Source organism: Streptomyces huiliensis (assembly GCF_020037025.1).
GTDB classification, from domain to species: domain Bacteria; phylum Actinomycetota; class Actinomycetes; order Streptomycetales; family Streptomycetaceae; genus Streptomyces; species Streptomyces huiliensis.
Genome location: NZ_JAIQLH010000006.1, coordinates 39,364 through 51,466, shown reverse-complemented (window position 1 = coordinate 51,466; position 12,103 = coordinate 39,364). Strand labels below are relative to the sequence as shown.

At 72.9% G+C, this 12,103-nt stretch carries 15 protein-coding genes; 3 read left to right on the top strand and 12 right to left on the bottom strand.

Annotated features, from left to right (window positions below; all coding sequences use genetic code 11):
- Positions 1–48: 48 nt before the first annotated feature.
- On the bottom strand, positions 49–1,092 hold the full coding sequence (locus JNW98_RS01650) for a helix-turn-helix transcriptional regulator (protein WP_223766222.1): 1,044 nt from the start codon (positions 1,090–1,092) through the stop codon (positions 49–51).
- Positions 1,093–1,206: 114 nt separating this feature from the next.
- On the opposite strand from JNW98_RS01650, the gene JNW98_RS01645 reads away from it, so the two are divergent.
- The gene (locus JNW98_RS01645; protein ID WP_223766221.1) at positions 1,207–1,626 is read left to right on the top strand and encodes a VOC family protein; all 420 of its coding nucleotides are present in this window, start codon (positions 1,207–1,209) and stop codon (positions 1,624–1,626) included.
- A 9-nt stretch (positions 1,627–1,635) separates the two neighbouring features.
- On the opposite strand, the gene JNW98_RS01640 is transcribed toward JNW98_RS01645, so the two are convergent.
- Entirely contained in the window at positions 1,636–2,166 is a 531-nt protein-coding gene (locus JNW98_RS01640; protein WP_223766220.1) for an SMI1/KNR4 family protein, read from the bottom strand.
- Positions 2,167–2,175: 9 nt separating this feature from the next.
- On the bottom strand, positions 2,176–2,772 hold the full coding sequence (locus JNW98_RS01635) for a hypothetical protein (RefSeq protein ID WP_223766219.1): 597 nt from the start codon (positions 2,770–2,772) through the stop codon (positions 2,176–2,178).
- Between the two features lie 195 nt (positions 2,773–2,967).
- Between JNW98_RS01635 and JNW98_RS01630 the strand changes: the two genes are divergently transcribed.
- A complete protein-coding gene (locus tag JNW98_RS01630) occupies positions 2,968–4,233 on the top strand; it encodes a sensor histidine kinase (RefSeq protein WP_223766218.1) in 1,266 nt (421 codons plus the stop codon).
- A complete protein-coding gene (locus tag JNW98_RS01625; RefSeq protein ID WP_223766217.1) occupies positions 4,221–4,865 on the top strand; it encodes a response regulator in 645 nt (214 codons plus the stop codon). Before JNW98_RS01630 ends, JNW98_RS01625 begins: the two co-directional genes overlap by 13 nt.
- Before the next feature lie 56 nt (positions 4,866–4,921).
- Here JNW98_RS01625 and JNW98_RS01620 read toward each other — a convergent pair whose 3' ends face one another.
- From JNW98_RS01620 to JNW98_RS01580, 9 genes are all read right to left on the bottom strand, one after another.
- Entirely contained in the window at positions 4,922–5,437 is a 516-nt protein-coding gene (locus JNW98_RS01620) for a hypothetical protein (protein WP_223766216.1), read from the bottom strand.
- Between the two features lie 139 nt (positions 5,438–5,576).
- Positions 5,577–6,158, bottom strand: coding sequence for a hypothetical protein (locus JNW98_RS01615; protein WP_223766215.1), 582 nt, complete (start codon positions 6,156–6,158; stop codon positions 5,577–5,579).
- Positions 6,159–6,166: 8 nt separating this feature from the next.
- Entirely contained in the window at positions 6,167–6,541 is a 375-nt protein-coding gene (locus JNW98_RS01610; RefSeq protein ID WP_223766214.1) for a hypothetical protein, read from the bottom strand.
- 106 nt (positions 6,542–6,647) lie between these two features.
- Complete coding sequence (locus JNW98_RS01605) at positions 6,648–7,919, bottom strand: GumC domain-containing protein (protein ID WP_223766213.1); 1,272 nt, start codon at positions 7,917–7,919, stop codon at positions 6,648–6,650.
- The gene (locus tag JNW98_RS01600; RefSeq protein ID WP_223766212.1) at positions 7,916–8,221 is read right to left on the bottom strand and encodes a DUF6317 family protein; all 306 of its coding nucleotides are present in this window, start codon (positions 8,219–8,221) and stop codon (positions 7,916–7,918) included. The genes JNW98_RS01605 and JNW98_RS01600 overlap by 4 nt, the downstream gene beginning before the upstream one ends.
- Positions 8,214–8,540 (bottom strand): SAV_915 family protein, encoded by a 327-nt coding sequence (locus tag JNW98_RS01595; RefSeq protein ID WP_223766211.1) that lies wholly within the window; start codon positions 8,538–8,540, stop codon positions 8,214–8,216. Before JNW98_RS01595 ends, JNW98_RS01600 begins: the two co-directional genes overlap by 8 nt.
- Positions 8,541–8,718: 178 nt before the next feature.
- Entirely contained in the window at positions 8,719–9,303 is a 585-nt protein-coding gene (locus JNW98_RS01590) for a TetR/AcrR family transcriptional regulator (RefSeq protein WP_223766210.1), read from the bottom strand.
- Between the two features lie 145 nt (positions 9,304–9,448).
- Positions 9,449–10,453: an aldo/keto reductase gene (locus JNW98_RS01585; RefSeq protein ID WP_223766209.1), complete on the bottom strand. Its 1,005-nt coding sequence runs from the start codon at positions 10,451–10,453 to the stop codon at positions 9,449–9,451.
- A gap of 138 nt (positions 10,454–10,591) precedes the next feature.
- The gene (locus JNW98_RS01580) at positions 10,592–12,067 is read right to left on the bottom strand and encodes an MFS transporter (protein WP_223766208.1); all 1,476 of its coding nucleotides are present in this window, start codon (positions 12,065–12,067) and stop codon (positions 10,592–10,594) included.
- Positions 12,068–12,103: the final 36 nt, after the last annotated feature.

The following is a 12,103-nucleotide window of genomic DNA, read 5'->3' as shown; positions in this document are numbered from 1 at the left end:
CCGCTGGTCCCGCCGTACCCGCCGGTCCAGCTGCCGAGGTGCGCCACCTCAGGGCGCCTGCCCCTCACCCTCCGGCCGGCGGGCGTACGACGCCAGGCGCTCGGCGAACGCCGCGAGGCGGTCGCGTAGTTCGTCGGGGCGCTCGACGACGAACGGCCGGTCGAGCGCGGCGAGGAGCGGAGGCAGCCAGTCGAGTCGCTCCACGCGTAGCTCGACGCGCCGCCAGCGCTCGGCCGCCGGGTTCTGGTCCCGGTCCTGGTCCCGGCCTTGGTCTTGGTCCGCCCAGGGCTCGTGCCCGTCCAGGCGGGCGACGGAGGCGGGGAGGTGGGCGCGGATGCGCTCGACCGTCCCGTGGATCCGCAAGGTCACCTCGTGCCGGTACCCGGCCGTGGCGAACCCCGACAGGACGCGCTGTGCCGGGCCGGGCTCCGCGGGCGGCGGTGCGAACGAGCCGGGCAGGGCCCGCGCGTCCGTGACGCGGTCGAGCCGGAGGGTCCGGTCCTCGCCGATGCCGGCGTCCTCGCCCGTGACGTACCACCGGCCCGCGTGGGCGACGATCCCGTACGCGTGCAGCGTGCGGTCGCTGCGCCGCCCGTCGCGGTCGGTGTAGCGGAGGGAGACCGGCCGGCGGTGGCGCACCGCGTCGGCGAGGGTGAGCAGGACCTCCGCGTTCGGGGTGTCGAACTCGCCGGGCCGGTCCGTGAAGTCGAGTGCTCCCAAGAGGGCGTCGAGCCGGCGGGCGAGGTGCCGGGGGAGCACCCGCCGGATCTTCGCCGCCGCCGTCTCGTTCGCCGCGCGCTCGGCGGTCGTCAGTCCGGTGCGGCGGCCGGCGACCAGGCCGAGGAGCACGGCCAGCGCCTCGTCGTCGCCGAGCATGAGCGGGGGCAGGCGGTGGCCGGGGGCGAGGCGGTAGCCGCCGTAGCGGCCGCGCACCGATTCCACGGGCACGTCCAGGTCGATCAGCTGGGACACGTACCGCCGCACGGTGCGCCCCTCGACGCCGAGCCGGTCGGCGAGTTCGGCCACGGTCCGGGTGCCGCCCGACTGCAGGAGTTCCAGGAGGGTCAGCACGCGGCCGGTGGGACGGGACATGTGGGCAATCTACTGCGCATACCGGACCGATTCTGTCCGCTATTGCTCCTAGCCTGCGCGGTGCACCCCTTCAGCACAGCACAGCACAGCACAACCACAGCCAAGGAGCTTTCCGTGGACTTCGTCTCGATCCGCATCATCACCGGCGACGTGGCGCGTCTCGCCGCCTTCTACGAGCGGGCCACGGGGGCGCGAGTGACCTGGTTCACCGAGGACTTCGCCGAGCTCAGGACCTCGGGCGCGACCCTCGCCATCGCCGGGACGCGTACCGTCCCGCTGTTCGCCCCGGGCTCCGCCCGGCCGGCGGACAACCACAGCGTGATCACCGAGTTCCTCGTCGACGACGTGGACCGCGTGCACCGGGAGCTGACCGGCTCCGGTTCCGACGCTGGCTTCGTCACCGATGTCGTCAGCGGGCCCACCACGATGCCCTGGGGCAACCGGTCGCTGCTGTTCCGCGATCCCGACGGCAACCTGGTCAACTTCTTCACTCCCGTCACCCCGGAGGCGAAGAAGAAGTTCTTCGGTGGGTGAAGGCAGACATCAGGCGCAGAGGTGGTCGATCGAGTCCTCGAAGTCCGGGAACTCCCGTGCCGCCTCGTCCATGACGGTCCGCGCGGACTGCCGCCGCTCCGGGGCGAACCGCTCGGCGAGCGCGACGAGTTCGGGGACGCGGTGCGCGGGCCGGTTCCGTTCGCGCGGGTCGACGGCCTCCCACGGACCGAAACCGTCGGCCAGGAGCCAGAGGAAGGCCGGCAGGTCGCGGGCGACGACGCCCATCTCGCCCTCCGATCCGAGGTGGACGACCGGCTGATCGGCCAGGGGAGCGTCCGGCCGCGCGATCCACAAGGCCGTAAGGCCACCGGCGCCGTCCTCGCCGAAGACGCGGAACGCGTCCCCGGTCACCGTGCCGTTGCCCGTCCAGGCCCGGAACCACGCGGTGGTCTCCTCGGTGGGGAGGAAGGTGGGGTAGGGCTCGAACTCGATCCCGCCCTCGTCGACCGCGCGGGGGAACTCGACGCTCGCCAAGGCGTGGAGGGGAGCGGGGAGGCGGCGGTCGTCCGTCGGCGTCATGAGCGCAGATTACGTGCTGGTCCGGTGACCGCCGGAGCCGTGGTGACCGCCGGAGCCGCGGTGGCCACCGGAGCCGCGGTGGCCGCGGACCGCTGCCACGGCGCACACCGCCGCCAGCGGCAGTTCCGCCGCGGCGGCCATGACCAGGGCCGAGGCCAGGTCGCCGCCCGGGGCGGCCGTCATCACGTCGAACCAGGCGTCCACGACCAGCAGCGCGGAGGTCGCCGCGGCCGTGAGCGTGTGGAGCGGGCGGTGGCGGACGGCCAGGACGCCCGTCGTGATGAGCGCGAGTGCCTCCAGGGCGTCCAGCCCGACCCAGGCGGCCGACCACCTGGAGGCGGTCGCCTCCGCCGGGAGGCTCGTGGCGAGGACGAACAGCCAGGGGAGCAGGGCGATTCCGCAGGCGGCCAGGGCGTAGCCGAGGAGGCGGGGGCGCGGGCGGGGGCGGGGCGCGGGGGGCTCGGGCTCAGTAGCGTGGAGCGGGATGACCTCGGCCACGCCGTCCCGATGCGCGTCGCCCCCGTGCGCGTCGTTCCCGTGCGCGCCGCCCCGGTGCGCGACGCCGCTCGGGGACGGTGCGCGGTAGGGGAGTTCGAGGACGGTCATCGGGGCGGCTCCTTCGACGGGTCCGACGGGACGGGGCGGCGTGTTCCACGACGCCGACCCACGTGCTCCACGATCGCGTCGTGAGAGGCCCGGGTCACTGGCGGTGCTGTCCGTTCCGGGGTGGTACTGGTTGCACCCTCAGGGCGGACGACAGCGCCATGGCCGCGGGCCGGCCGGCCGCATACGGTTCCGACCATGCGCACCTCCGTCCTGCACCGGCCTCTCCTGCGTCCTTTCGAGGGCGCGGGCCGGTCCGCCGTCTTCCACCTCCACGGCGCCCTGATCCAGTGCTGCTCCCTGCTGGTGCTCGCGGTGCCGTGGGTGGACGGCGGGCCGACGCGGGTCCTGGCCATCCTGGCGGCGGTGTTCGGGATGGCGGCCGTGGTGGCGGTGCTGTCGCCGGTGCTGACGGTGCTGCAGCGGACGCGGTTCCGGGACCGGCTGGGAGTGGACATACCGGATGTCACCCGTCCCGGGGACGGGCAGGCGACGCTGTGGGAACAACTGCGGGCGGGGCCGCGCGCGGAGCGCTTCTGGCCGCAGGCGCGGTACCACCTGGTGTTCGGGCCGCTGGTCGGCTTCGCCGCGCTGGGGGCGCTGATCGTCGCGGTGGCGTCCGTGGCGGCCGTCACGGTCTACGTGTGGATCTGGGCGCTGCCGGTCGACGTCCGGCTGTCGCAGGCCGGCTACTCGACCCAGGCCGCGTACCTGACCGCCGCCGGTGCGGGCGGGCTGTACGGGGCGGTCTGGCTGCTGAAGGCCCTCGCCCGGCTCGACACCCGCAGCGCCCTGAACCGCCTCGGCCCCACTCCCGCCGAGCGGTTGGCGCGCCGGGTCGAGGAGGTCACGGAGAGCCGGGCGGGCGTCGTGGACGCGGCCGACGCGGAACGCCGGCGCATCGAGCGGGACCTGCACGACGGCGCCCAGCAGCGGCTGGTGTCGATGGCGGTCAACCTGGGGCTGGCGAAGGTCACGCTGACCGATCTGCCCGAGGAGGCGCGGAAGGTCATCGACGAGGCGCACCGCGAGGCGAAGGCGGCGATCCAGGAGCTGAGCGACCTCGTCCGGGGCCTGCACCCGGCGGTCCTGGAGGACCGCGGCCTGGACGCGGCCCTGTCCGGGATCGCCGACCGCGCCCCGCTGCCCGTCCGCGTCCGGGTGGACCTGGCGTCCCGGCCCGCGCCCGCGATCGAGGCCGTCGCGTACTTCGTCGTCTCGGAGGCGCTCGCCAACGTCGTCAAGCACGCGCAGGCGTCCAGGGCGGAGGTCACGGTCGAACGGTTCGGGGGGATACTGCTCGTGGTCGTCTCCGACGACGGCGTGGGCGGGGCGGACGAGGCGGGCGGTACGGGCCTGTCGGGGCTGGCCAAGCGGGTCGCGTCGGTGGACGGCACGCTTTCGATCAGCAGCCCCGTGGGGGGCCCGACCGTCGTGACCGTGGAGCTGCCGTGCGCGCTGTGATCGCCGAGGATTCCGTTCTGCTGCGGGTGGGGCTGGTGAAGGTCCTGGAAGCGGCGGGATTCGAGGTGGCGGCCGAGGCGGGTGACGCGGAGGCGCTGCTCGTGGCGGTCGAGGAGCAGCGGCCGGACCTGGTCGTCAGCGACGTCCGGATGCCGCCCGGCTTCACGGACGAGGGCGTCCGCGCGGCGCTCGTCATCCGCCGGCAGTGGCCGGGGACCGCCGTGCTGCTGCTGTCCCAGTACGTCGAGGAGCGGTACGCGGCGGATCTGCTGACGGGGGACACGCGGGGCGTCGGCTACCTGCTCAAGCAGCGGGTCGCCGACGTCGAGGAGTTCATCGACGCGCTCCGGCGGGTGGCGGCGGGCGGCGCGGCCCTCGACCCCCAGGTCGTCTCCCAACTCCTCCTCCGCCGGCACAGCGACCCCCTCGACCGGCTCACCCCGCGCGAGCGCGAGGTGCTTGAGCTGATGGCGTCCGGCCGCTCCAACGCGGGCATCGCCGCCCAACTCGTCGTCAGCGAGAGCGCGGTGGCGAAGCACATCAACAACATCCTCGCCAAGCTGGACCTGCCGAGAGCGGACGCGGACCACCGGCGGGTGCTCGCCGTCCTGCGGTTCCTGGGCGTGGGCTGAGGCACCCGTCCGGCGCGACTCAGGAGCCGTGCCCGGATTACCGGCGGTGCTCCTGCTCAACGGCGGTGCTTCCGCTCACCGCGGTGCTCCCGCTCGCCGAGGGCATAGCGCCCGAGGCTGCGGATGAAGTGGGGGAAGACGAAGCAGAAGAGGATGGGAGAAAGCGCCACTTCGAGCGTTCCGAGCAAGGCGAGGGCCACGGCCAGGACGACAGCCACGATGAGCAGCAGGTGCTCCGTATCCGCGCTCATCCGCAGGAGCCGGCTCTCCGGTACGTCCTCCCCGTCGGCGCGGCGGATCTCCAGAATGGTCAGATGAGCGGTGACGCCGCCCAGGGTGACGACGACGGGCGCGGTGATCGCCAGGGCGAGGGGGCCTTCCTCGGCGATGCCCCACAGGAAACCGGCTCCCATGACACCCGAGACCAGGCTCAGGAACAGCCAGAACAGCGTCCACTTGGCCCTGCGCCACCAGTAGGGCGCACCCCGGTCCACCCAGGTGGTGCCGTAGCCGGGGAGGGGCTCCGGCGCTGAAGGCCGGTTGTGCCTGCGCGGGCGCTTCTTCTTCGTCATAGGGCCGCGTCCGGATGGTGATGCCGCGCTCCCGGCGTCCCCTGAAGAGAAGGCGACCGGGTCGGCCGGCGGACCGCCGGCGGCAGGCCACCATGTGGCCACGCGAGCCGCGTGAGCCGCGTGAGCTCGGCGTACCCGTTCACAGCGCGTAGCGCAGGACCACGAACAGCGCCAGGAAGCCGAGGGACGTCCAGAAGAGGCCCTTGACCAGGCGCCATTGGATCGCGCGTGGCCGGTCGTACCGTTCCGTCCGCCAGGCCGCGCCGTGGACGACTCCCGGTCCGCCGATGCACAGCAGCACCAGGGCGGCCAGAAGCCCGGAGAACCAGCCGCACGCGTTCACCCGGTCCACCTTGTAGCAGGTGCCGAAGAAGTCGCAGGAGGCGGTGACGCGGCGCCCCGCCTCGTATTCGCGGTCGATGTCGAGGCCGCTCCGTGCCGGACCGCCGTCCGAGGGGCGGAAGGTGCCCGAGCAGTGGACGGTGTCCGCCGCGCGGCCACCGCCGCGCTGCGTGTTCGACAGGTGCTCGCACTGCTCGACGGCGAAGGTCCCGCGGGTTCCCCACACCCCCGACGCATGACCGGAGATACCGAGGGCGAACGTCCCGAACACCAGACCCGCCACGACGAACAGGAGACCGCCGAGGCGGACCGCCGCGCCCGACAGGCCCGGTCGGCCAGGCGCCACCACGGGCGGGCGGCGTCGTTTCGTCTTGGACATCTCCGTCATCAACCTTCCAGGCCGAAACGTCTGCGCTCATAGCGCTCGCCGGGAGCGTAACGACCGCAGCTGCGAACGAGGTAAGGGAGGGCCGCGCCGAGGCCGACCGGGAAGGAGAAGATGACGGAGACACCTACGAGCACCATGGCCACAGTCGCGGCCTTGTCCCACCGCTTGCCGAAGCGTGCATTCCCGCCGCCCATGACACCGAAGCGATCGATGGTTCGGATGTGCCGCGTGACCACGTAGGCGGTGCCGCCGCAGAGCACGGCGTAGAGGCTCACCAGGACGGCCAGGACGGTGCCGTCGGAGGCCGCCGCTACGCCGACCGCCACCGTCATCGCAGCCGTCAGCGCGGTGATCAGGAGCCATGCCAGCGTCATCCTGATGCGGCGTGACCAGTAGAGAGCCCCCCGACGAAGCCAGGTGGTCCCGACGAACTGAAGCTCTCGGGGCGTTCCGCCCGGGGCCCGACCACGGCGGCGGCCGTCAGCCGAAGATGCCATGCCAGGCTTTCTTCACGCCGCTCGAGCCCTTGTGCCAGGCGGCCTTCGCGGTGTCCTCACCCTTGTGCCACATGGCCTTGACGTCGTTGTCGACCCACGCCTTGCCCGCGTCGGCGAAGCTGTGGCCGATGCCGTTCACGACACCGTACTTGTGGATGTTGCTGCCCCAGTGGGCGTTGTGGGTCAGTTCGTAGCCAAAGGTGCCCACGCCGTAGCCGACGCCGACGGCGGCCACCACGCCGGCGGCGACCGCGGGGTTGGTGGTGGCCATGCCGACGAGCGCGCCCTCGGCGTAGGTGCCGGCGGCCATGCCCACGGCCGCGGGGGCCGCGTCCCGGGCGAACGCCTCCTTGTACGACCAGCCCCGGGTCCGGTGGTCGTCGTACATCTGGAAACCGACCATGGCGCCGGTCAGTCCGGTGCTCACCGCACCGAACTTGCCCATCGGGCCGGCTCCCCGCACGCGGTAGTTCTCCGCGATCTCGCCGATCGTGACGCGCGCCGCGCCGCTGCCCTTGACCTTGCTCTGCCAGCCTTCGACGGAGGCGGTCCGGAGGCGCTGGTCGCTGAGCGCGGCCCTGGCGGCCCGTCGCTGCTGCAGTTTCTCGTTCCACTCGGCGCCGCCCTTGGGCAGCTTCCGCGCCTCGCGCTTCAGGTCCTTGGCGTTCTGCTTGAGCGCCTCCAGCTTCTTCGTGCTCTCCTGGGTCAGCGCGGCCGGCGTCGTGTACAGCCCCCGCAGGACCTCCGACAGCGTGCAGTAGTCGGCGCCGTTGTACTGGTTCGGGTTGCCCTTGCCGAGCATCTGGTCGAGTACGGAGTTCAGGCTCCCCGTCGCCAGCTGACGTGCGTCCTGCGCCCGCTTCAGCGCCGCGTCCCGTCCCTTCTGGTACGCGTCCAGTTCCGCCTTCTGGTCCGCCTTGCCCGTGGCGCCGCCCTGGCTGTCGAGGGTCAGGCCGGCCGCGCGGGCCGTGTCCTGGACGTCGCCCAGGTCGCTCTTCGCCTTCGCCAGCTCCTCGGAGAGGACGGTGACCACGTCCGACACCTGCGACATGGCCTCGGCCAGCGCCGCGCCGATGGTGCTGTCGTGGCCCCACACCGTCTGGAAGGCGTCCGCGCCGTCGCCGGTCCAGCCGGCCTCGTGGACGACGCTGCTGACCTTCTTGTCGAGGACCTTGGAGGTGGTGTCGTACTTCTCGGTGGCCGACGTGTAGTCCGTGGCGACCTTCTTGAGGCCGGCGAGGTCGTCGTCGATCACTTCGACACCTTGCCCATCAGGTCGTTGAGGATCTTCCCGGTGTCGATGTCCTGGTTCTGGTAATCGCTCGCGGCGGACTGCAGGTTGCCGCCGTGCTTGGTCACCAGGTTCGTCAGCAGCTCGTGGCCGATGCCGAACGCCTCACTGAGCTGCAGCAGGGCCGAACTCAGGGCGGCGTCGCCGACGCCCGGAGTCGGCGGGGAGGCGAGGTGCTTGAACTCGCCGAGGTGCAGGGCCTCCCGATGGAACCCCCTGCCCGCGTCGTCGATGTGCTCGACCGTGGCCTTGAGCCGGTCAGCCATGGAGGGCCTCCCGCTCGTCCCGGGGGGACAGTCCCGCCGAGGCGGGGGCGGTCGGCGGATCCACGATCACGCGGGGTACGCCCGCCTCGCCGCACAGGAGGCGTAGCGCGCCGAGCGGCAGGGCCACCCACGGCTGGTCGGGGCCGAGGCAGGAGACGAGCCGTTCGGCGGAGGTGAACGCCATCCCGCAGTCGGTCCCGTCGGCGGCGCGCCGCGTCTCGAACTCGACCTTGTCCTCGGTCTGCTGCCGGCCGTCCGCCGGGCGGGGGCGCGCCGGCGCGAGGACTATGTCGTCATCGGCGGGCGTGGGCGTACTCACGGTGTAACTCTCCTGCCGGGAGGGTGAATTGAGGCAGAAGATCAGCCTAGGAAGGCGAGTGGCGCAGGTCTATCAAGGGCGCGTCATCGAGGCGTCAGGGAATCGTCAAGATTGGTGTATTACCCACGCACCTGTTACCCACGTACCTATTACCCGAGCAACCTGGTACCTCCGCGACCTATGACCCGCGCAACCCGTGCAGCACCAGGCCGCAGACCGTGTCGAAGGCGGTGTCGATGTCCGGGTCGGACCATTCGGGTGCGTAGGCGGGGTCGTGGAAGCGGTTGGTGGCGTCCCAGACGGCGCGGGCGGTGCGGTCGGGGTCGGGGAGGGTGAACTCGCCGCGCTCCGTGCCGTCGCGGAGGATGCCGGCGAGCTGGCCGACCATCGTCGCGACGTGCCGTTCGACCGTGGTGCTGTTCTCGCCGACCAGGACCATGTAGGTGGCGAACAGCTCGGGGTCGTCGCCCGCCTTGCGGCGCTTGGCGGTGAAGAGGGCGGTCAGCCAGTCGCGCAGGCGGCGCTCGGCGGGGGTGTCGGCGGAGGCGATCGCGGACAGGGCCGCGTGGGACTGGTCGAGCCAGCGCTCCGTGACGGCCTCGCGGAGGGCGGCCTTGCTGCCGAAGTGCCGGTAGACGCTGCCGTGACTGACGCCGAGCGCGCGGGCGACGTCGACGACGGTGGCCTTGGCCGGGCCGAAGCGGCGCAGGACCTCCTCGGTGGCTTCGAGGATGCGGTCTTGGGTCAGGGGCTCGGGCGGCATGTCGGTACGGGTCCTTTCCTCAGGCGCCGGCGCGCCTGGGACGACCGTACCCGGCCGGGGACGCGTCCGGGACGTGCGGGGCGCAGTCCCGGGAGGCGGCACCGGGCCGCCGGTCCCCGGTGCCGGGCGGCCCCCCGCCCCCGGCTCACCGCTCGCTGTCCAAGTGCGCCATCTGGTCCGCCGGGTAGCGCTCGCCCGCCGCCGCGTCGGCGGGGACGGCCGCCTCGATGGCGGCGAGGTCATCGGCGCCCAGGGTGACGTCCAGCGCGCCGAGCGCCTCGGTGAGCCGCTCCCTGGTGCGGGCGCCGACCAGGGGGACGATGTCGGCGCCCTGGGCCAGGACCCAGGCGATGGCCGTCTGGGCGACGGTGGCGCCCCGCTGCTCGGCGACCTTGCGGAGGGCGTCGACCAGGTCCAGGTTGCGCTGGAGGTTCTCGCCCTGGAAGCGCGGGCTCACGCCGCGGAAGTCATTGGCGGCGAGCTTGCGGTCGCGGCCGAAGTGGCCGCTGATCAGGCCGCGGGAGAGGACGCCGTAGGCGGTCACGCCGATGCCCAGCTCGCGGGCGGTCGGGAGGATGAGGTCCTCGATGCCGCGCGAGATCAGCGAGTACTCGATCTGGAGGTCGGAGATCGGGGCGACGGCGGCGGCCCGGCGCAGGGTGTCCGCGTTCACCTCGGACAGGCCGATGTGGCGGACGTGGCCGGCCTCGACGAGCTCGGCGATGGCGCCGACGGTCTCCTCGATCGGCACGTCGGGGTCGACGCGGGCGATCCGGTAGATGTCGATGTGGTCGACGCCCAGGCGCTGGAGGGAGTACGCGGCGAAGTTCCTCACCGCCGCCGGGCGGCCGTCGTAGCCGGACCAGCCGCCGTCCGGGTCGCGCAGGGCGCCGAACTTGACGCTGGTGAGCGCCCGTTCGCGGTGGGCGGCGGGGGCGGTGCGCAGCGCCTCGCCGATCAGCAGCTCGTTGTGGCCCATGGCGTAGAAGTCGCCGGTGTCGAGCAGGGTGACGCCCGCGTCCAGGGCGGCGTGGATGGTGGCGATCGACTCGGTCCGGTCGGCCTCGCCGTAGAGGGCGGACATGCCCATGCAGCCGAGGCCGAGGGCGGAGACCTGGGGGCCGGCGGTGCCGAGGGTGCGGTGCAGCACGGGGACTCCTTCACGAGGGAGAGGGGCGGGAGGAGGACACCATCAGAGTGGCACATCGAATGACAGATTTCAATATCTGTCATTCGATGCGTGTCATCCTGCCTCCCGTGACGGCGTGCGCGCCGCCACCCCGCCCCCTCAGCGCATCGTCCTCGGCAGCCGCGTACTCAGCACCACGGTCGCCGCCACCGCCACCAGCTGCACCCCGAACGTCGTCACCACCGCGTCCCGCACGCCCATCGACGTCGACAGCGAGAGGAACAGCGAGCCGAGCGTCGCCACGCCCAGCGCCATGAACGACTGCTGCGTGGTGACCATGACCCCGCTGCCCACCCCCGCCTGCGCGGCCGGCACCTCGCTCAGCACCGCCCGCAGCGTGGGCGGCAGCAGCAGGCCCTGGCCCAGTCCCTGCACCGCGAGGGCCGGCATCGGGCCCCAGACGCCGAGGCCGTCCCAGCCCCAGGAGAAGGTCAGGGCCATCCCCAGCAGGCCCGCCCCCTGCACCAGCGTTCCGGCGGTCACCGCGGCGCGTCCGTACCGGGCCCCCAGCCGGGGGCCCAGCAGCGAGCCCACGAAGAAGGCCACGCACATCGGCGCCAGGGCGATCCCCGCCTCGGTGGGGTTCAGCCGCAGCCCCTCCTGGAACACCACGGCCAGCACGAACATGTAGCCGCCCCAGCCCAGCGAGAAGGGCACCAGGACCGCCAGGCCGCTGCGGACCGAGCGGACCCGCAGCAGCGACGGCGGCACCAGCGGGGTCCGTCCGGCGGCCTCCAGCCGCCGTTCCACCGTCCAGAACGCCGCCGCGGCGAACGGGAACAGGCCCAGCAGCACCCAGGACCACACCGGCCACCCGGTCGAGCGCCCCTCCGTGAGCGGCAGCAGCAGCGAGGCCAGGGCCACCGACAGCAGGACGGTGCCCGCGCCGTCCACCCGGGTCGGCCGGTCCGACCGGGTCTCGGGGATCAGCCGCGCCGCCATCAGCAGCGCCAGCACCGAGAGCGGGGCGTTGACCAGGAAGATCGGGCGCCAGCCGGAACCGGCGATGTCGGCCGAGACCAGGAAGCCGCCGAGCATCTGGCCGATCACGCTCGACACGCCGGCGGTGGCGCTGTAGAGGCTCATCGCGCGGGTGCGCCGCTCGCCGTGCGTCGCCGCCTGGATCGTGGCCAGGGCCTGCGGCAGCAGCAGCGCCGAAGCGGCGCCCTGGGCGACGCGGGCGGCCACCAGGCTCCAGGCGTCCGGCGCCAGACCGCACGCCACGGAGGTCACGCCGAACGCGGCCGTTCCCCAGAGGAACATCCGCCGCCGGCCCACCATGTCACCCAGCCGTCCGCCGAGCACCAGCAGCACGGCGTACGCGATGCCGTACCCGCCGACGACCATCTCCAGGACGGCCGGGCCGGCGTGCAGATCGCGGTCGATGGCGGGCAGGGCGACGTTGACGATGAAGAAGTCCACCAGCGGTAGGGCGGCGCCGAGGAGCACCGTGACGAGGCCGCCGGTGCCGAGCGCCGCGGCGCCCGTGGCGGAGGGAGCGGAAGAGGTCGAGGGGGAGGCAGAGGGTGTCGGAGTCGGGGCGGGTATCTCATCGGCTGCGCGTGCTTCGTTCACACGACGACGATGGCGCAATCCGCACCCTGGTACCAG

What these genes read in the sequence shown, in the direction of transcription:
- JNW98_RS01650 (WP_223766222.1), bottom strand. Translation starts at nt 1,092, where the DNA reads ATGTCCCGTCCCACCGGCCGCGTGCTGACCCTCCTGGAACTCCTGCAG.
- JNW98_RS01640 (WP_223766220.1), bottom strand. Translation starts at nt 2,166, where the DNA reads ATGACGCCGACGGACGACCGCCGCCTCCCCGCTCCCCTCCACGCCTTG.
- JNW98_RS01635 (WP_223766219.1), bottom strand. Translation starts at nt 2,772, where the DNA reads ATGACCGTCCTCGAACTCCCCTACCGCGCACCGTCCCCGAGCGGCGTC.
- JNW98_RS01630 (WP_223766218.1), top strand. Translation starts at nt 2,968, where the DNA reads ATGCGCACCTCCGTCCTGCACCGGCCTCTCCTGCGTCCTTTCGAGGGC.
- JNW98_RS01620 (WP_223766216.1), bottom strand. Translation starts at nt 5,437, where the DNA reads ATGACGAAGAAGAAGCGCCCGCGCAGGCACAACCGGCCTTCAGCGCCG.
- JNW98_RS01615 (WP_223766215.1), bottom strand. Translation starts at nt 6,158, where the DNA reads ATGTCCAAGACGAAACGACGCCGCCCGCCCGTGGTGGCGCCTGGCCGA.
- JNW98_RS01610 (WP_223766214.1), bottom strand. Translation starts at nt 6,541, where the DNA reads ATGACGCTGGCATGGCTCCTGATCACCGCGCTGACGGCTGCGATGACG.
- JNW98_RS01600 (WP_223766212.1), bottom strand. Translation starts at nt 8,221, where the DNA reads ATGGCTGACCGGCTCAAGGCCACGGTCGAGCACATCGACGACGCGGGC.
- JNW98_RS01590 (WP_223766210.1), bottom strand. Translation starts at nt 9,303, where the DNA reads ATGCCGCCCGAGCCCCTGACCCAAGACCGCATCCTCGAAGCCACCGAG.